The organism is Trinickia sp. Y13 (assembly GCF_029522115.1).
In the GTDB taxonomy this organism is placed as follows: Bacteria; Pseudomonadota; Gammaproteobacteria; order Burkholderiales; family Burkholderiaceae; genus Trinickia.
Map to the genome: position 1 here is coordinate 25,386 of NZ_JAKWFK010000015.1, position 17,942 is coordinate 43,327.

At 63.3% G+C, this 17,942-nt stretch carries 15 protein-coding genes; 9 read left to right on the forward strand and 6 right to left on the reverse strand.

Annotation, left to right across the window (positions count from 1 at the left end; all coding sequences use genetic code 11):
- Position 1: 1 nt before the first annotated feature.
- Together gspE and gspD are read right to left on the reverse strand one after the other, a co-directional pair.
- Positions 2-1,498, reverse strand: coding sequence for a type II secretion system ATPase GspE (gene gspE / locus MMB74_RS22215; protein WP_277430820.1), 1,497 nt, complete (start codon positions 1,496-1,498; stop codon positions 2-4).
- Positions 1,495-3,954 carry a type II secretion system secretin GspD gene (gene gspD, locus MMB74_RS22220; protein ID WP_277430821.1) on the reverse strand — a complete coding sequence of 820 codons (2,460 nt, stop codon included), beginning with the start codon at positions 3,952-3,954 and terminating at the stop codon, positions 1,495-1,497. Before gspD ends, gspE begins: the two co-directional genes overlap by 4 nt.
- A gap of 445 nt (positions 3,955-4,399) precedes the next feature.
- Here gspD and MMB74_RS22225 point away from each other — a divergent pair, with 445 nt between their 5' ends.
- Positions 4,400-4,843 (forward strand): lytic transglycosylase domain-containing protein, encoded by a 444-nt coding sequence (locus MMB74_RS22225; RefSeq protein WP_277430822.1) that lies wholly within the window; start codon positions 4,400-4,402, stop codon positions 4,841-4,843.
- Between the two features lie 158 nt (positions 4,844-5,001).
- Positions 5,002-6,318, forward strand: a complete 1,317-nt coding sequence (locus MMB74_RS22230) for a GTP-binding protein (protein WP_277430823.1) — start codon at positions 5,002-5,004, stop codon at positions 6,316-6,318.
- A gap of 141 nt (positions 6,319-6,459) precedes the next feature.
- Here MMB74_RS22230 and MMB74_RS22235 read toward each other — a convergent pair whose 3' ends face one another.
- Positions 6,460-6,738: an HU family DNA-binding protein gene (locus tag MMB74_RS22235; RefSeq protein WP_074262967.1), complete on the reverse strand. Its 279-nt coding sequence runs from the start codon at positions 6,736-6,738 to the stop codon at positions 6,460-6,462.
- Positions 6,739-7,172: 434 nt separating this feature from the next.
- Here MMB74_RS22235 and mnmC point away from each other — a divergent pair, with 434 nt between their 5' ends.
- The 6 genes from mnmC to MMB74_RS22265 all read left to right on the forward strand — a co-directional run bounded on the left by mnmC (position 7,173) and on the right by MMB74_RS22265 (position 14,936).
- Positions 7,173-9,155 (forward strand): bifunctional tRNA (5-methylaminomethyl-2-thiouridine)(34)-methyltransferase MnmD/FAD-dependent 5-carboxymethylaminomethyl-2-thiouridine(34) oxidoreductase MnmC, encoded by a 1,983-nt coding sequence (gene mnmC, locus MMB74_RS22240; RefSeq protein ID WP_277430824.1) that lies wholly within the window; start codon positions 7,173-7,175, stop codon positions 9,153-9,155.
- Between the two features lie 856 nt (positions 9,156-10,011).
- A complete protein-coding gene (locus tag MMB74_RS22245) occupies positions 10,012-11,214 on the forward strand; it encodes a cation:proton antiporter (protein WP_277430825.1) in 1,203 nt (400 codons plus the stop codon).
- Between the two features lie 27 nt (positions 11,215-11,241).
- On the forward strand, positions 11,242-12,360 hold the full coding sequence (locus MMB74_RS22250) for a YbdK family carboxylate-amine ligase (protein ID WP_277430826.1): 1,119 nt from the start codon (positions 11,242-11,244) through the stop codon (positions 12,358-12,360).
- Between the two features lie 505 nt (positions 12,361-12,865).
- Positions 12,866-13,513: a MarR family transcriptional regulator gene (locus MMB74_RS22255; RefSeq protein WP_277430827.1), complete on the forward strand. Its 648-nt coding sequence runs from the start codon at positions 12,866-12,868 to the stop codon at positions 13,511-13,513.
- 153 nt (positions 13,514-13,666) lie between these two features.
- Positions 13,667-14,386 (forward strand): glutamine amidotransferase, encoded by a 720-nt coding sequence (locus tag MMB74_RS22260; RefSeq protein WP_277430828.1) that lies wholly within the window; start codon positions 13,667-13,669, stop codon positions 14,384-14,386.
- 64 nt (positions 14,387-14,450) lie between these two features.
- Positions 14,451-14,936 carry an SET domain-containing protein-lysine N-methyltransferase gene (locus MMB74_RS22265; protein ID WP_277430829.1) on the forward strand — a complete coding sequence of 162 codons (486 nt, stop codon included), beginning with the start codon at positions 14,451-14,453 and terminating at the stop codon, positions 14,934-14,936.
- Here MMB74_RS22265 and MMB74_RS22270 read toward each other — a convergent pair.
- Positions 14,933-16,417 (reverse strand): sensor histidine kinase, encoded by a 1,485-nt coding sequence (locus tag MMB74_RS22270; RefSeq protein ID WP_277430830.1) that lies wholly within the window; start codon positions 16,415-16,417, stop codon positions 14,933-14,935. The two genes, MMB74_RS22265 and MMB74_RS22270, sit on opposite strands and share 4 nt — an antisense overlap.
- Before the next feature lie 111 nt (positions 16,418-16,528).
- Positions 16,529-17,215: a response regulator transcription factor gene (locus MMB74_RS22275; protein ID WP_277430831.1), complete on the reverse strand. Its 687-nt coding sequence runs from the start codon at positions 17,213-17,215 to the stop codon at positions 16,529-16,531.
- Positions 17,216-17,345: 130 nt separating this feature from the next.
- Here MMB74_RS22275 and MMB74_RS22280 point away from each other — a divergent pair, with 130 nt between their 5' ends.
- Positions 17,346-17,567: a DUF3717 domain-containing protein gene (locus MMB74_RS22280; protein ID WP_277430832.1), complete on the forward strand. Its 222-nt coding sequence runs from the start codon at positions 17,346-17,348 to the stop codon at positions 17,565-17,567.
- A 27-nt stretch (positions 17,568-17,594) separates the two neighbouring features.
- On the opposite strand, the gene MMB74_RS22285 is transcribed toward MMB74_RS22280, so the two are convergent.
- Entirely contained in the window at positions 17,595-17,900 is a 306-nt protein-coding gene (locus tag MMB74_RS22285; protein ID WP_277430833.1) for a 4a-hydroxytetrahydrobiopterin dehydratase, read from the reverse strand.
- Positions 17,901-17,942: the final 42 nt, after the last annotated feature.

Genomic DNA, 17,942 nt, shown 5'->3' on the forward strand with positions numbered 1-17,942 from the left:
GTTAGACCCCGCCCGTCACGCGTATCACCTCTTCGAGCGAGGTGAGGCCCGAGGTCAACCACCGCTCGGCATCCTCGCGCAGCGTGCGCATGCCTTGCGCGCGGCCCGCCGCGAGAATCTCGGCGTCCGCCGCATTGTGGTGGACCATTGCGCGGATCGCATCGTCGATAACGAGCAGCTCGTACACGCCGCGCCGCCCCGAATAGCCCGATTTCGCGCATTTGTCGCACCCGACCGGATGCCACTGCGAACGGCCGTCTTCGACGCGCTCTTCCTTACACACGGGACACAGCCGCCGCACGAGCCGCTGTGCGAGCACGCCGAGCAGCGAGGAGGCGAGCAGGTACGGTTCGACGCCCATGTCCGTGAGGCGCGTCACCGCCGAGGCCGCATCGTTCGTGTGCAGCGTCGCAAGCACCAAGTGGCCCGTGAGCGAGGCTTGCACGGCGATCTGCGCGGTTTCCAAGTCGCGGATCTCACCGATCATGATGATGTCCGGGTCCTGCCGCAGGATCGAGCGCAACGCGCGCGCGAACGTCATGCCGATCCGCTCGTTGACCTGCGTCTGGCCGATGCCGGGCAGGTCGTATTCAATCGGATCCTCGACCGTCATGATGTTGGTCGTCGCCGTTTCCAGACGCGCGAGCGACGCATAGAGCGTCGTCGTTTTACCCGAGCCCGTCGGCCCCGTCACGAGCACGATGCCGTGCGGCCTCGAAATCAGCCGGTCGAACCGCGCGAGCGTATCGGGACCCATGCCGAGCGCTTCGAGATTCAAGTGCTGCGCGTCCTTTTCGAGCAAACGCAACACCGCGCGTTCGCCGTGCCCGGTCGGCAGCGTCGATACCCGCACGTCCACGGCGCGGCCGCCGACGCGCAGCGTGATGCGGCCGTCTTGAGGCAGGCGCTTTTCGGCGATGTCGAGCTGCGCCATGATCTTGATGCGCGAAATCAGCGCGCCATGCAGCGCTTTTTTCGGCCGCACGACGTCGCGCAGCGTGCCGTCGACGCGAAAGCGCACCACCGAGGCATTCTCGAACGGCTCGATGTGAATATCGGATGCGTGCTCGCGCGCCGCTTGGGTCAGCAGCGCGTTGATCATGCGGATGATCGGCGCGTCGTCTTCCGATTCGAGCAAGTCCTCGACTTCGGGAATGTCTTGCATGAGCCGCGACAGATCGACTTCGCCTTCCACTTCGCCGACGACTTGAGCCGCGCTGCCGTCGTTGCGCTCGTAGGCTTGGTTGATCGCTTGCGTGAGTTCTTCGGCGGGCAGGCGCACCGCCGTGAGCGCGCCGAAATTGCGTGCAATCTCGGCCAACGCCGCGTCGCTCGTGCGATCGCTGATCCAAACTTCAAGCCCTTCCGCGCGCTGGTGCGCAACGAGAATCTGCCCGCTGCGCGCGAAGCCGTAGGGCACGAGCCGCGCAGCAAACGGCGAGGGCGCTTGGCGCTCTCCCGGCGCGCGGTCAGTGGAAGAAGGGAGCACGCCGCTCACTGCGACGCTCCGGGCGCGACCGGCTGCTGCTGGGGTGTGGCCTGCTGCGGTGTGGCCTGCTGCTGCGACGGTTGCAGCGGCACGGCCTGCTGCGGTGTAGCCTGCTGTGGTACGGCCTGCTGTGGTACGGCCTGCTGCGCCGGCGGTTGCAGCGGCACGGCCTGCGACTGCACGGCGGGAACCTGCGGCGGCACCGGTTCCTGCGGAGCGGGCGACGGCGGTTGCGTCCCGGGTTGGTGCGTCATCTGCCGCAGATCGAATAGGTTCGACGCCGGCGCCGCGCCCTGGCTCGGGCCGAGCGGCATAGGCGGAACCACCGGGAAATCCTTGTCACGCATCACGTTGTTGTCGGAGCGGTATCCGTCCGTGACGCCTTGCACGTAGTCGTACCGGTTCTGAGTGATCTGCTGCGCCGTGTCGCTGTCGCCGATGATGACGGGGCGCAGAAACACCATCAAATTCGTTTTTTGGCGCTGCTTCGTCTCAGAACGGAACAACTGGCCGATCCATGGGATATCGCCGAGCAGCGGCACTTTGCTGTTCGATACCTGGTAGTTGTCCTGCATCAAGCCGCCGAGCACGATGATTTCGCCGTTGTCCGCGAGAACCGTCGAATGGATCGAGCGCAAATTGAACGTCGGACCCGCCGGGTTCGTCGACGTATTCGTCGTCCCGCTGACGACCGACGAATCTTCCGTATAGAGCTGAAGCTTGAGGATCCCGCCGGCCGTGATCTGCGGCTTCACGTGCAACGTCAGGCCGACGTCGCGGCGATCGTAGGTGTTGAACGCGTTGGCCGTGGTGCCGCTCGTCAGGTTCGAGTACGAGCCGGTCGCGATCGGGACGTTCTGGCCGACGACGATCTTCGCTTCTTCGTTGTCGAGCGTGATCAGGTTTGGCGTGGACAGCACGTTCGCGTCGCTCGCGCCCGCGAAGTACTGCAGCAGCCCGCCTAGGCCCTGCACGCCGAACATATTGTGCAGCCAGCCAACGTTCAGGCCTTGCGTGAGGGTATTGGGCAGCGTCCCCACCCCTGCGGCGCCGCCCGCAGCCAGGCCTGCGGCGACGTTCAGGATGTTCGAACTGCCCGCGCTGCCGGCGCTGCTCGATAGATTGGTGCCAGCCAACACGTTGCCGCTCGCCACCTGCCACTGGATCCCCAGATTGCCGGCTCGCGTGGAGTTCAGCTCGACGATGAGCGCTTCGATATAGACCTGCGCACGCCGTTGATCGAGCTGGTCGATCACAGCGCGCAGATTGCGGTAGACCGGATCGGCCGCCGTGATGATCAGGGAGTTCGTGGCCGCATCGGCTTGAATCATGCCGCCGGGCTGGTTTTCATCGCCGCTCTGGCCTTGCTTCTCGGTGCTGAAGTCGTTGTTGCCGCTACCACCGCCACTTCCGCTCAGCCCGCTGCCGCTCGAGCCCGACATCGAGCTGCCGCTGCTCAGCGAACTGCCGCTGTACGAGGAGGGTAGCGGGGGAACGCCGGACGTGCCCGTCGAACCGAGGCCGCCTCCCGAAGCTCCTTGGCTGAACGAGTTCGCGTTGCTCGACTCGGCGCTGTTGCCCGCGCCGCCGCCCTTGCCGAGCATCCCGCGCAACGTCTTGGCGAGCGTCACGGCATTGGCGTTGCGCACATGAACCACATGCATGTTGCCCGGCTGCGAGCTCGGTGCATCGAGCTGCTCGATGAGCTTTTTGGCCGAGGCGAGGCGCGCCTTGTTCGACGCGCGCAGCATCAGCGAGTTCGTGCGCGGATCGGCTTGCACGGACACCTTCAGCGTGGCGTCGGTGCTGCCGATCGTACCGGGATCGAGCAGCTTCGTCAGTTGCGGCTCGATGTCGAGCGCGTTCGCATTCTTGAGCGGCACGACCACGATCTGCTGTCCCGCTGCATTGTCCACGCCGGCGATGATGGTTGCGATCCGCCGCACGTTGTCGGCGTAATCGGTCACGACGAGCGTGTTGTTGGCAGGGTAGGCCGCGATCGTATTGTTCGGCGAGATGAGCGGCCGCAGCACGGGCAGCAGGTTGTTGGCCGATTCGTTGTGCAGCTCGAACACCTGCGTGATGATCTGATCGCCGTGCGCTTTAGGAACGTTGCCGAGGTAGGTGGGCGCACCCTGCAGTTTGGCATCGGCCTCGGGCACCACCTTCAGCACGCCGTTATCTTGGACGATGGCGAAACCTTGCATTCGCAGCGCCGCTTCGAGGGTCTTGAGCGCCTGCTGCTCGGGCACCGGATTTTCCGATACGAGGTTCAGTTGGCCCTTGACGCGCGGATCGACGATGATCGTCTTGTTCGTCGCCGCGCCGATCGCTTTGGCCACCTGATCGATGTCCGCATTCACGAAGTTCAACGTCACTTCGGCATATGCGGCCTGTGCGGTCATGAGCCCGGCGATCAAAAGCGCGGTAGCGATGCGACGCAGTGCCATACGATTTCTTGTCATGGAATAAAGGTTCAATGCGAAAGTGCCTGCCCTCGGCGGTCATGCTTCGCGATCATCGCTCGGCCCTCGTCTGTATTGGTGTCCGATGCTCGCCCGCCGTTCGAGAAAACGAACATTAGCAGTTTTTTGTGTCTGAATAATCATCGGGGGCCGAGAGTGCGTTCGCTTTTACGTCAGAAGTTTCTCAGTTGACCGTCGTTCGACCCGTGGCGCCTCGCTTCGCGGCGATCGTCGATCCGCGTTTGCGCGCCAAGGACTCGGCTATGTCGGCCGGCCTACTATGCACGCGAGCGGCACCCGGTATCATACGAGCGATAGATTTCGACCAAATCTCACGGCAAGTTCGGGTTTTCCCCAGCCGGCTTGCGTGAGGCGTGCCGCCACCGGGCCGCGCCGAGCAGGCGCACCGCGAACGGCGATCCACCTCGTCGAAGGGTTTCGAACCATGAAACGGACAGTTCTGATTCTGACGGCATCGCTCGCGTGGCTCGCGTGCGCGAACGCACGCGCGGACTGCTTCGACGATGCGGCGCGCTACCAGAAGGTCAATCCGCTGATTCTGCGCGCCATTGCTTGGCAAGAGTCGCACAACCGGCCCGACGCCACGCATAAGAATGCGAATGGATCGACCGACTACGGGCTCATGCAGATCAATTCGATCCATCTGCCCACGCTGGCCCAGTACGGCATTTCGTCCGACACGCTCATGGAGCCATGCAAAAGCGTCTACGTCGCCGCCTGGCACCTGCGGCAGAAGATGAACAAATACGGCAACACGTGGGCTGCCGTCGGCGCATATCACTCCGAAACACCGTCCTTGCGCGACCGTTACGCGCATCGTATCGTCAGCATTCTCGAGCAGTGGAAGCTGCTCCAAGCGCAGCGTTGAGCGCCCCGGCCATCGCTCGCAGCGAGCCTGGCCGAACGTCGTTGCGGTGAGCCGACCCCGCCTCGATCAAGGTGGGGCGTCGGCGTTTGGTGCAAAATGCTCCCTACGCCTTTCACGCGGCGGCGTTTTGCGCCCTCGCTCCACCGATGTCGACTCCAATGAACCATTCGCCTGTGCCCGTCACCGTGCTGTCGGGCTTTCTCGGCGCGGGCAAGACCACGCTGCTCAACCATATTCTCGCCAACCGCGCAGGCCTGCGCGTCGCGGTGATCGTCAACGATCTCGCGGCGGTCAATATCGATGCCGCGCTCGTGAAGGACGCTGCTTCCCTCTCGCGCGTCGAAGAGCGGCTCGTCGAACTTTCGAACGGGTGCATCTGCTGCACGCTGCGCGAGGATTTGCTGGCCGAAATCGACCGGCTCGCAAAAGAAAATCGCTTCGATGCCATCTTGATCGAGTCCACCGGGATCGCCGAGCCGATGCCGATCGCCGAAACCTTCGCGTTCAGCGACGACGAAGGCCACGCGCTCGCCGATGTTGCGCGGCTCGACACGATGGTCACCGTGGTCGACGCATTCAATTTTCTACGCGATTACGCATCGGCCGACGCGCTTGCGGAACGCGGCCTCGCGGCGAGCGAAGAGGACGACCGCACCATCGTCGAATTGTTGATCGAGCAGATCGAATTTTGCGATGTGCTCGTCGTGAACAAAGCGGATCTCGTCGATGCCGACGCGCTCGAACGGCTCTCCCGCATCTTGGCGCGGCTGAACCCGCGTGCGGTCCAGATCGTCAGCCGCTTCGGCGCCGTCCCGTTGCACGACGTGCTCAACACCGGGCGGTTCGATTTCGAGGCCGCCGCGAGCGCGCCTGGCTGGCTGGCGTCGCTCGAGCATGAGCATGACCATGACCATGATCACGCGCAGCATCACGACCATGTGCATGGGGAGACGGGCCATTCGCACGTCAGCGAGGCCGACCAATACGGCATCGGCAGCTTCGTCTATCGTGCGCGCCGGCCGTTCAACGCCGAGCGTCTGTGGCGCTTGCTTCACGAGGAATGGCAAGGGGTGCTGCGCAGCAAGGGCTTTTTCTGGCTCGCAACCCGCAACGACGTGGCGGGTTCGCTGTCTCAGGCCGGAGGCGTTTGCCGCCACGGGCCGGCGGGCATGTGGTGGGCCGCGCAGCCGCGTGACGAATGGCCGCAGGACGACGAGCTCGCGGCCGAAATCGCGGCCGATTGGTATGGCGCGCCCGAAGACGCCTCGATCGGCGACCGCCGCCAAGAGCTCGTGCTCATCGGCGTTGCGCTCGATGCGCAGCGTTGGCGCGAAAAGTTCGATGCTTGCCTATTGACGGACGAGGAATACGCGCTCGGACCGCAAGGCTGGCAGCGTATGGCCGATCCTTTCCCCGCGTGGGACCTCGATGCCGACGATCACGACGGCGACGACGAAGGGCAAATCGTCCACTGATCGCTCAAGCAAACGGGCGCAGGCTTGCCCGCTGCGCAAGCCGCGAGCAAGCCCGGCGCCCTTCGCGTTTGCTCTGTCTTTCTCGACGGAAAAAAAACCCGCCTGAGGCGGGTGTCGACAAGACGTCAACCCGATATCGGCTTAACGCTTGTTCACAGCATCCTTGAATGCCTTGCCGGCCGTGAATTTGACGGTCTTGGCTGCGGGAATCTTGATGGTCTCGCCCGTCTTGGGGTTGCGGCCCGTACGTGCCGCGCGCTTGCCGGAGCCGAAGCTACCGAAGCCGATGAGCTGCACCGCGTCGCCCTTGGACACTGCCTTCTTGATCACTTCGAGCAGCGTATCGAGCGTTTCGCCGGTTTGAGCCTTGCTGGCGCCCGTCTGACCTGCGACGGCGTCGATCAGTTCCTGTTTGTTCATTAACGTTCCTCTTTATCAGATTGAAGTGACACGGACAGCGCAAAACGCGCCGAATTATACGTACGCAAGCTGTGCCGTCGAGTAGCTGTGGCGAAGCGTGCGCCGCTCGGTCGCGCTAAACCCCCTGGCCGTACGGCCGCGCGGCGCTTGCTATGATAGCTCAGCGCAAACCCAATAACGGCAAGGCTTCCAAAGAATTTAGCGCTGGCAAGCCTTGTCGGCGCTGGGTTTGAGCATTGTCGTACTCGCGAACCCCTGCTGCCAAGGGGCTCGCGAGATTCCGGGGCATTGTCGTTGGATTTTGCCAACGCCCCCAGAGCCGCGCCCAGCTTGGGTTTGCGGCCGTTTGGCGCAGTTCTGGCAGAGCGATTAGGGTTGCCCCTTACGCCCGCTTATCCCCATACGCCTCGTTTTCCCACACTTTCCGCGTGCCGATGAGTTCCAAGCTGATCCCCGCCACCCCGGCCTTTCTCGATGACGGCACGCCGTTCTCGCCGGCCTACGACGACATCTATCACAGCGCCGCCGGTGCGCTCGCCCAAGCCCAGCATGTGTTTCTACGCGGAAACGATCTGCCGCAACGCTGGCGTGCGCGGCGTCTGTTCACCATCGTCGAAACGGGGTTCGGCATTGGCGTCAACTTCTTGGCGACATGGGCCGCTTGGCGCGAGGATCCGAACCGCTGCGAAAGATTGGCCTTCGTTTCGATCGAAAAACATCCGTTTCGAGCGGGCGATCTACGCGCATTGCATGCAAGGATGGTTGCGCACGCAACGCTAGCGCCGCTCGCCGCGCAATTGGCCGATGCCTGGCCGGTGCTCACGCCCGGCTTGCACCGTCTGGAATTCGAATCGTCCCGGGTCACGCTAACCCTCGCGTTCGGCGATGCGCTTGCGCTGTTGCCCAAGCTTTGGCTACGTGCCGACGCGTTCTATCTCGACGGCTTTTCCCCAGCCAAGAACCCCGATCTATGGTCGCCGCCGGTTTTCAAGGCGTTGGCGCGGCTAGCGGGCGAGGACGCAACGCTTGCCACCTACACCTGTGCGGGGCACGTGCGGCGCGCGTTGGCCGATGCGGGATTCGACTGCACACGCGCCGATGGTTTTGCGAGCAAACGCACTATGCTGATCGGCCGTTTCGCACCGCGCTGGCGGTTACGGCGTCACGAACCACCGCAACCGTTCGCGGCGGTCGAACGGCACGCGATCGTCGTGGGGGCGGGCCTCGCGGGCTGCGCACTCGTCGAACGTCTGGCTGCGCGCGGCTGGCACGTCACGCTCGTCGAGCGGCGCGCGCGTGCCGGATGCGAGGCGTCCGGCAACCCCGCAGGCGTGTTCCATCCGCTGCTTTCGCGCGACGACAGCTTGGCCTCGCAAATCACGCGCACCGGTTTTCTCTATGCGCTCGCACGATGGCGCGCACTCGAGCGAGCCGGCCACGCCTTCGCGCGCAGCCGTGGCGGATTGCTGCAAATCGCGGACGACGACGAGCATGCCAGGGCGCTCGGCGCTGCGATCGCCGAGCGAGGTTATCCGCCGGAGCTGGTGCAAGCCATGTCCGCTGCTCAAGCACGCGACGCGGCGGGCGCGCCGGTTGCGCGTGGCGGCTGGCTCTATCCCGAAGGCGGCTCGCTCGACCCGGCCGCGCTATGCTCGGCGCTGTGCAACGAAGCGAGTGAGGCGCTCAGTTGGCGCGCGGGTGTTCAAGCGCAGCGTATCGAGCGCCAGGACAACGCTTGGGCCGTGTTCGACGAGCAGGACGCCTGCATCGCGCGCGCGAGCATCGTCATCTTCGCGAATGCGCACGACGCTACGCGCCTCGCCGGGTTGCGCCACGCGCCAACGCGCATCGTGCGCGGTCAATTGACGTGCCTGCCCCTGCCAGCGGCGCCAGCCCTGCGACTGCCGATCATCGGCGAAGGCTACGCGGTTCCGCTCACGCACGCCTTACTGACGGGCGCCACCTATGATATCGACGACGCCGGCGACGATCTAAGAGCCGAAAGCCATGCGGAAAACCTCACGCGTCTCGCTGGGCTGCTGCCCGGTCTGGACCCCGCAATCGCGGCGCGCGAGCTTGCCCTCGGCAACCTCGCCGGCCGCGTGGCATTTCGGTGCGTCACCCCCGACCGGCTCCCTATGATCGGTGCGCTCGCCGACGAAGCGGCCAGCGCGCGGCAAGCCTCCACGCTGAGCGGCGCGTGGCCGCGGGATTTGCCGCGCGCCGGCGGTCTTTACGGGTCTTTCGCTTTCGGCTCCCGGGGCCTCGTATGGGCATCGCTCGGGGCCGAACTCATCGCTTCGCAGCTCGAAGGCGAGCCCTGGCCGCTGGAGCGCGATCTTGCCGAAGCCTTGGATCCCGCCCGCTACCTATTGCGGGCATTGCGCCAGGGCATCGTGGTTGCTGGCGAAGCATGACCGGGCGGTAGAGCCGGTAGACGATCCGCGCGCCTCTTGCGTTATCCACCGCGCTCTGTGGATAACCAGGTGATTGAGCCGTGGGAATCGTGTGTAATCGGTGTGGACGTATCTGGGACAAATCGACTGCCGGCCGGAACGCCCCAAAAGTTATGCTTCGAAGCAAGTCACGCCCGCACACGATCCACATGCGGTTATGCCATCGCTAAGCATTTGATCCAGCGAAAGAAATGGGCGTTGTACACAGTTTTGGAAGGGCCTTGTTAACTACTACTACGTATACATACGTAAACAAGTAAACCCAAACTAGCACGGCACGCATCGCCGGATATGCGGTCCAACGCCCCGCATGCCGTGGGGAACTCGAGACTGCCGTCGGAACCTGCGCGTCTGCGCGCAGCAGCCGCCCAAATTCGGACATTTTTTCTCCGCAATACGAAATTCTAAGTAGTTTGTACCGAGATCAACGCAATTCGATGACGGATCGGGCGACTTGGAGGCAAGCTATGGCACAATCCGTGTTCCTCTTGCACCCGTTGCATGGCTTCGCGGCGCGAATACGCGGCGCGGACGGGGGTAATGTTCGCGCTTCTCGCTTGCTGCGGCAGGCTGCGGGCGTCGCTCCACCCAATTTCACCGTGCTGGGCACGAGCCACGCTCCATCCCAGCGCTTCTCGCGCCGTGTGTCGAAACGGGCGCACCGGGTCGTCATGCCGGCAGCAGCCCGGTCGGCGACGCCCCACTCAATGCGTCCGCGTTGCGGCAGATCGTCGTAACGCGAGCAATCAAGCCACGAGAAAGAGCCGTCATGGGCAAATCGCCCAGACCGGCCTGTCCGTAAAGGAGCAGCTATCAGATGAAATCGGCGTTTTCCTTTCTCCCGCACTGGCCGTTCGTGCCCGATGCCGTCTTCTGGGCCGGCCTTGCGTTGCTCGTCGCTGGCCTCTTGGGCGAGCTTTGCTACCGCGCCTGGCGTCTGCCTCGCGTCACCTGCTACGCCGTGATCGGGCTGATCGCCGGGTCCGCCGGTTTCCAGGCGATCAATGCAGGCACGGGTAGCACCTCGCGGTTGCTGCTCGACGTCGCCCTCGGGTTGCTGCTGTTCGAATTGGGCGGGCGGCTCGATCTGCGATGGATTCGGCGCAACCCATGGCTCGTCGCGTCGAGTCTTGCCGAGGCGACGCTCACCTTCGCGCTCGTTCTGGTCGCACTGTCGTTCACTCACATGAGCGCGGCGGTGTCGACCGTGATCGCGGCGATTGCCATGTCGACTTCGCCCGCGATGGTGATTCAGCTCAAAACCGAGTTGCGCGCGGAAGGCCAGGTCACCCAGCGTCTGATCACGCTCACGGCGCTCAACAGCATGTACGCCGTCGTGATCGAAAAAATCGCCTCGGGGTGGCTGCATCAAGAGGTCTACGGCAACGTGTTTGCGACGATCGTGCAGCCGCTGTACCTGCTCGTCGGGTCGCTCGTGCTCGCTTACGTGCTCGCGCGCGCCTGCACGTTCTTTTATCGCTCGATGCAAGTCCAGGACGAGCATTCGTTCGTGGCGCTCTTCGGCCTCGTGTTGCTCGCGATCGCGATCGCGCATTTGTTCAACCTGTCGACGATCCTGAGCCTGCTCGCGGCCGGCATCATCGTCAAAAACCTCGAGGCCAAACCGCAATTGTGGCCAGAGCATTTCGGCACGGCCGGGTGGCTGCTCACCGTGATCTTGTTCGTGCTCACCATGACGGCGTTCGAATGGCGCGACATCGCGCTCGGCGGCGTTGCGGCGCTGGGACTCATCGTGGCGCGCTTTGTCGCCAAGCTCGTCGGCGTGCTCGCGTTTGCCAAACCGAGCGGCATTGGCTTGAAGCAGGGCGTGGCGCTCGGCATTTCGCTCTCGCCCATGTCGGCGCTCGCCTACCTGTTGGTCGACGACACCTATGCGCTCTATCCTAACTTCGATCCGACGCTGCGCGCGGTCGTGATGTGCTCGATCGTCGTACTGCAGATCGTCGGGCCGTTGCTCGTCTATCGCGGGCTCGCCCTAGTCGGGGAGCGGCGCACCTAACAACGGCTTTCGAACTCGGAAGACACCATGGCACTTGAACAGTTCATCAATTCCAAACCCTTCACGTTCGGCGTCGAGCTCGAGATCCAAGTCGTCAACACGCACGACTACGATCTGACCAAAGCCGCGTCCGACTTGATGCGGCTCGTCAAAGACCAGAAGGTCCCCGGCAACATCACGCCCGAGATCACCGAAAGCATGATCGAGCTGTCGACGGGGATCTGCAATTCGCATGAGGAAGCGCTCGCGCAACTGCGCACGTTGCGCGACACGCTCGTGGCGGCGGCCGATCATCTGAACGTTGGCCTCGCCGGAGGGGGCACGCACGCCTTCCAGCAATGGAGCGAGCGCCAAATTTTCGACGCGCCGCGCTTTCAGTATCTGTCCGAGCTCTACGGCTATCTCGCCAAACAGTTCACCGTATTCGGCCAGCACGTGCATATCGGCTGTCCCGATCCCGACAGCGCGCTGTTCCTGTTGCATGCCATGTCGCGATTCATTCCGCATTTCATTGCGCTTTCGGCTTCCTCGCCGTACGTGCAAGGCGTCGACACGGGGTTTCACTCGGCGCGGCTGAACTCGGTATTCGCATTTCCGCTGTCGGGGCGCGCGCCGTTCGTGCTGACCTGGTCCGGCTTCGAGGAATATTTTTCGAAGATGGTTGCAACCGGCGTCGTCAACAGCATGAAAGATTTCTACTGGGATATCCGCCCCAAGCCGGGCTACGGCACCATCGAGGTGCGGGTCATGGATACGCCCTTGTCGGTCGACCGTGCCGCGGCGATCGCCTGCTACATCCAAACCCTCGCGCGCCATTTGCTCGTCGACCGGCCGTTCCAGCCGCAAGAGGACGATTACCTCGTCTACACGTTCAATCGGTTCGAAGCCTGCCGTTTTGGGCTCGCCGGCACCTGCATCAACCCGCAGACAGGCGAGCGCCGCACGATATTCGAGGACATCCTGGAGACGCTGCGCGTGATCGAGCCGCATGGCGATGCGCTGCAGTCCTCGATGGCATTGCGCGAAATCGCCAACATCGCGCAGGGACAAGTCAACGATGCAACCTGGCTGCGAGAGATCGTCGCAAAAGAAAAATCGTTGCACGAAGCGGTTCGCCAACAATGCTTGCGGTGGCGGGGGGTTTAGGTTTTTTACGTTTACAACGTATACATTCGTAGTAATAGTTAACAATGTCGGGCCCAATCTGTGGAAAACCGGGAAATAGGCCTACGCATCAAGGGTCTAGGGCAACGATAACCGCGTGGCTCGCGCGTGCGGAACTCGCATGAGCTTTGGGTAACTCGGATGGCGTTCGAATGACATCCGACGTTATCCAGAAATGACGCACATTCGTCACGCGCGGTTATACATGACTTATCCACAGATACGCCTGAATAACTTAGCTGTACTATTCTCTTTCGTCGCTTAAAATGGCGCGGCTGTCGTGTCGAAGGCGATATCGCGTGGGGCGCTCGTTCGTCGCGACGCCGCTCGGCGCTCACGGGCGGCGTACGCGTGAAATAGTAGAATCGGCACGCTCTACAGATGGCGGGTCATCCCACGGGGGGCTGCCGCGGCGCAAGGCAAGGCGCGAGCAGGCAACCAAATCAGCAGCGGCATGCTGTCAATTGCGAAATAGCGAACAAAGACTATGAGCGAAGGTGTACACGGAGAGCAAGCGACCGGGCGCGTGACCCACAGCTTGCTGCGCTTGGGCACGGCAATGCGCAGCCAGGCGTGGGAATGGGCTGAAAGCGCTGGGCTCACGCCGACGCAAGGCGAGATCCTCGTGTTGCTCATGCAGCGGAAAAATCCGTTGCGCTTGGGCGAGATCGCTCGCGAGACGGCGCTCACCGCTGCTACGACGAGCGACGCCGTCAGCACGCTCGAAGCGAAAGGGCTCATCGAAAAGCGTCGTGCGACGGAGGACGGCCGCGCTTTGGCCGTCAAACTCACCCCGCGCGGTCGCACGGCTGCCAAGCGTGCGCAGCAATGGCCCGAATTCCTCGTGGGCGCGATCAGCACGCTGCGCCACGACGAGCAGGCCATCTTCTATCGCACGATGATCAAGATGATTCGGCAGTTGCAGGTGCAAGGCACCATGCCCGAACATCGCATGTGCGTCACCTGCAAGCATTTCGAAGCGAGCAAAAACCCGAAGAAGGCCGCGCATCGCTGCAACGCACTCGATATTGCGATCAGCGACGTGGATCTTCGGCTCGATTGCCCGGTGCATGAGCAGGCCGATTCGTTGACTCAGAAGAAGACCTGGAAGATCTTCGCGCAAAGCGCGACGTAGTCCACTCCACCCATATTTCGGTCCCGGCGGCGGTTGGCCTGCAGTTGACCGTAGTCGCGAGGCGTCGATGCGCCTGCTACGCCGCATTGCGCCTCGTACGGCGCCCAACGCCGCGCGTTAGCCGCCGGGCCGTCCTCTTGCCATGAGGATTCGATGAATCGCGAAGTGCTCGCCGTGCGTCATGTCCATTTCGAGGATCTCGGTAGCCTAGAGCAAGTGTTAGGCGAGCGCGCGTGGTTCGTGCGCTATCTCGACGTCGGTCTCGCCCGTGTCGAGGCGCCGAACCCCGAGGCCCCGGCGCTCACCGTCATTCTGGGTGGTCCCATCTGCGCCTTCGACGATGCGTCGTATCCGACGCTCAAGCCCCTGCTCGCATTGCTCGAAAAAAGGATTGCGGCCGGTCTACCGACGCTTGGCATTTGCCTTGGCGCGCAATTGATTGCCCGTGTCCTCGGCGCGCGCGTCCATGCCTTGGGGCGCAAGGAAATCGGCTGGTCCGGTCTCACCTTGACCGAGGCAGGGCGCAATTCGCCGATGCGTCATTTCGACGGCGCGCACACGTCGATGCTGCACTGGCACGGCGATACCTTCGATTTGCCGGCCGATGCGGTGCGGCTCGCGTCAACGAACGTTTGCGAGAATCAAGCGTTTTCCTGGGGGGCGAACGTACTCGGGTTGCAGTGTCATCCTGAAATCCGAGGCGACCGCTTCGAGCGGTGGTTGATCGGTCATGCGAACGAGATCGAGTCGACGCCTGGGATCGACGCTAAGCAATTGCGCGCCGATACGGAGCGCTTGAGCCCAGCGTTGGAGCGAGCGGCGTACGCGGCGTTCGGCGAATGGCTCGACGCGCTCGCGCCGGCGCGGAGTTAAGATTGCGAAATTTTCGAACGCAATGCCGCGCTGGCGGCATCCAGGCTTTTCTGAGGATTGATCGATGAGTTCACGCAAGTTGGTCGTGCGCCAGTCCGGCGTGCATGGCAAAGGCGTCTTTGCTGCCGTGCCGCTCAAGGCGGGTGAGCGTCTGCTGGAATACAAGGGTGAGCGCATCTCGTGGAAGGAAGCATTGCGGCGGCACCCCCACAATCCCGCCGAGCCCAATCACACGTTCTACTTCGCGCTCGAGGACGGGCGCGTCATCGATGGCAAAATCGGCGGCAACAGCGCGCGCTGGATCAACCATTCGTGCGCGCCCAATTGCGAGGCCGAAGAGGTCGACGGCCGCGTTTTCATTCACGCGTTGCGCGATATCCCGGCCGATGAGGAGTTGTTTTACGACTACGGCCTCGTCATCGATGCGCGCCAGACCAAGAAGCTCAAGAAGGAATATGCGTGCCACTGCGGCGCACGCAAGTGCCGGGGAACGATGCTCGCGCCCAAGGACAGCCCGAAGAAAAAGAAGAAAGAAAGGCGCTCGAGCTAGCCGAGGGGCGCATGGGCGCCGGCACTCGCCGTTCGTTCTACGTCCGTGTTGGTGGTCAGCGGGACGCGCAATACGAATCGCGCGCCGCCACCCGTCGCGTCCTCGTAGCGCACGCTGCCGCCGTGCAAGCTCATGATGTCGTGGACGATGGCAAGGCCTAGGCCTGCGCCTGCATCCACGCTGGTATCGGCCGTATCGTGCCGGTCGCCGCGAAAGAACCGCTTGAACAAATCGGCTTGCAAGGCCGCCGGCACGCCGGAGCCGTTATCTTCCACCGCGATTTCCGCAAACCGTACGCCCTGCTCGTCGCTCGCTTCGTTCACGCTCACGGTCACATTGGCGCCCGCGACGCGCGCCGACGGCAGGTACTTGAGCGCGTTATCGAGCAGATTGGCGATCACTTCACGCAGCAACACCGCATTGCCGCGCACGAGCAGCGGTTTGTCGTTTGTGGGATCGTCCAAGCGCTGAAAGCCTAGATCGACGTGCGCGGCCAACGCGCGCGGCACCCATTCCGCGCCCGTTTCGAACGCGAGCACGGCGATGTCCAGTTCTGTGAAGCGCGCCGTTTGTTCACCGGGCTCGGCGCGAGCGAGCGAGAGCAATTGGTTGGACAGGCGTACCGCGCGATCGGCTGCCGCGCGCACTTCCCGCACGGCAACGAGCGTCTGGCTCGGATCGCGTGCGGTGACCGCTTGCTCCGCGTGGAGCTTGACCGCGGTCAGCGGCGTGCGCAGTTGATGCGCGGCGTCGGCAATGAATTTTCTTTGCGCTTCCAAAGCGCTCTTCAACCGCACGAGCAGTGCGTTCATTGCGCTCGTCAACGGCTGGATTTCGACCGGGACGTAGGTTTCGTCGACGGGCTCGAGCGACATATGCGTCTGCTTGTTCAGCGAATCGGCAAGCACGGTCAACGGATTGAGCTGCTGATTGACCACTCGCCAGACGATGCCCCAGCCTGCGAGCAGCAAGAGCAGCAGCGGCATCATGATGGCGACGAGAAACTCGGCCGCGATGCGATAGCGATGCTGTAGAGGCTGAGCCACTTCGACGATGATCGGGTCGCCGATGTCCTGCAGCACGCGTACCTGCGCCACGCGCACATGTTTGCCCGCGTACTGCGCTTCGAATACGAAGGCCGCGCGCTGCTCGCTCACGCGCGTGCCGAACAGCGGCAGCGCCGGCTCGCCGGCGATCTCATGCTCGCCGTCGCTGATCCGGTAGATCAGATTGTCACTGGGATCGGAGAACATCGCCTGCGCGAGCGGCGGGACGGTCGAACGGGCGTTCGGCCCGGCCAGTTGAACTTGCTTCGAGATCGCCGTTGCCAGATCGGACAGCGAGCGGTCGATGACGTGCTGCGTGTATTGCCAGGCGAGCCAGTAGGCGATGAGGCCGCTCATCAACGCCAGCATCGACAGCGGCGCGGCAAGCCGTCGCAAAAGCGAACGGCGCAGGCTGGTCGCAGCGACTGGCGGCATGGCGATCGATCGAAGGTATGGGACAAGAGGCTCGCGCGCCGCGCCTGCGGCTGGCAGTCAGACTGCGCGCGGCCGCTATTGGCGGGCGCTGGCCGCGCGCGAGCGCGCTCGTTACGACGCGGGACGGATTTCTTGTAGCAGATAACCGAAACCGCGCACGGTCACGATTTCCACGCGGCAATTTTCCAGCTTTTTGCGCACGCGATGCACGTACACTTCGATGGCCGTATCGCCGAGGTCGCCGCCGAAGTGCGTCAGATGATCCTGCAACTGCGCCTTGCTCACGACGCGGCCGTGGCGCAGCAACAGCATTTCGAGCACGGCGAATTCGCGCGGCGAAAGTTCGAGCGGTTTGTCGTCGTTGAAAATGCGGCGATCGACGCCGGACAAACGTACGCCGCCCAGCGAAACTTCGGGCCGCGGCGTATCGCTGTGCGGCCCGCTGCGCCGCATGACGGCGCGGATGCGAGCCTCGAGCTCGGCGGGCTCGAACGGCTTGAGCATGTAGTCGTCGGCGCCGGCGTTCAGGCCTTGCACGCGGTCATTCAGTTCGTCGCGCGCGGTCAGCACGATCACGGGCGTGTGGCGGTTCGCTTGCCTGAAGCGCGAGAGCAGCGTCATGCCGTCGACGCCGGGCAAGCCCAGATCGAGGATCACGAGTTCGTGCCGGTTTTGCGTGAGCGCCTGTTCAGCGAAGATGCCGTCGTGAACCATGTCGACGGTGAACCCGGCTTGTTCGAGGCTGCTTTGGATGCCGCGCGCGATGGGGCGGTCGTCTTCGATGAGGAGGAGTCGCATGGAATTCGCTCAAGTACAATGAGTTACGCATGTCTAGCAACGCCGACCGGCGATGCCTTCTTGGCCACACAGCGAGCTTGCCGCTGCAAGAAAAAGCTCAGTCAGGCGCCCCAGGCCAACATCACGAACCATGTCCGAGATCACGATCAACGAACTAGAAGCCGCGATCAACTTTTGGCGCACCCGCTCGCCTGCGAGCGGCGACGAGCTCAGCTTGTGCAAGGAGGCTAGCGCGCTCTCCAAGCCGTATGCGCTAATGATTGTACAGCGTCAGGCCAGCGTGCCGGCAGACGGGTTGGACCCGGTCGCTCGCGATGCCTGGGAACAATACCGGCGCGCCATCCAAGGATGAGGGTCCGCGCGCGGGCTGCGGCGGGCGTTAGCCGCTGTGGATGGCGCGCGCGGCGCCATCGATGAACCTGGCCAATTCGACGTCGCGCTCGGTCACGCCGTTCGCTTCGTGCGTGCTCAGCGTGATGTCGACGGTGTGATAGACGTTGAACCATTCCGGATGATGGTTCATCTCCTGCGCCTTGAGTGCGACGCGTGTCATGAAACCGAAAGCCTCGTTGAAATCGGCGAACTTGAATTGGCGGTGGATCGCGTCGCGGCCGGCGACGGCCTGCCAGCCCGGCAGACTAGCGAGCGCTGTCGCACGTTCCTCGGAAGTCAATTTGTGGATCATTGCGTCACCTCCTTTCATCCATGAGCCGGGCTGACCGGCAAC

Coding starts and splice junctions, on each gene's coding strand:
- MMB74_RS22225 (WP_277430822.1), top strand. CDS start 4,400: ATGAAACGGACAGTTCTGATTCTGACGGCATCGCTCGCGTGGCTCGCG.
- MMB74_RS22230 (WP_277430823.1), top strand. CDS start 5,002: ATGAACCATTCGCCTGTGCCCGTCACCGTGCTGTCGGGCTTTCTCGGC.
- MMB74_RS22255 (WP_277430827.1), top strand. CDS start 12,866: ATGAGCGAAGGTGTACACGGAGAGCAAGCGACCGGGCGCGTGACCCAC.
- MMB74_RS22235 (WP_074262967.1), bottom strand. CDS start 6,738: ATGAACAAACAGGAACTGATCGACGCCGTCGCAGGTCAGACGGGCGCC.
- gspD (WP_277430821.1), bottom strand. CDS start 3,954: ATGACAAGAAATCGTATGGCACTGCGTCGCATCGCTACCGCGCTTTTG.
- MMB74_RS22260 (WP_277430828.1), top strand. CDS start 13,667: ATGAATCGCGAAGTGCTCGCCGTGCGTCATGTCCATTTCGAGGATCTC.
- MMB74_RS22250 (WP_277430826.1), top strand. CDS start 11,242: ATGGCACTTGAACAGTTCATCAATTCCAAACCCTTCACGTTCGGCGTC.
- MMB74_RS22280 (WP_277430832.1), top strand. CDS start 17,346: ATGTCCGAGATCACGATCAACGAACTAGAAGCCGCGATCAACTTTTGG.
- MMB74_RS22245 (WP_277430825.1), top strand. CDS start 10,012: ATGAAATCGGCGTTTTCCTTTCTCCCGCACTGGCCGTTCGTGCCCGAT.
- MMB74_RS22265 (WP_277430829.1), top strand. CDS start 14,451: ATGAGTTCACGCAAGTTGGTCGTGCGCCAGTCCGGCGTGCATGGCAAA.
- MMB74_RS22275 (WP_277430831.1), bottom strand. CDS start 17,215: ATGCGACTCCTCCTCATCGAAGACGACCGCCCCATCGCGCGCGGCATC.
- mnmC (WP_277430824.1), top strand. CDS start 7,173: ATGAGTTCCAAGCTGATCCCCGCCACCCCGGCCTTTCTCGATGACGGC.
- MMB74_RS22285 (WP_277430833.1), bottom strand. CDS start 17,900: ATGATCCACAAATTGACTTCCGAGGAACGTGCGACAGCGCTCGCTAGT.
- MMB74_RS22270 (WP_277430830.1), bottom strand. CDS start 16,417: ATGCCGCCAGTCGCTGCGACCAGCCTGCGCCGTTCGCTTTTGCGACGG.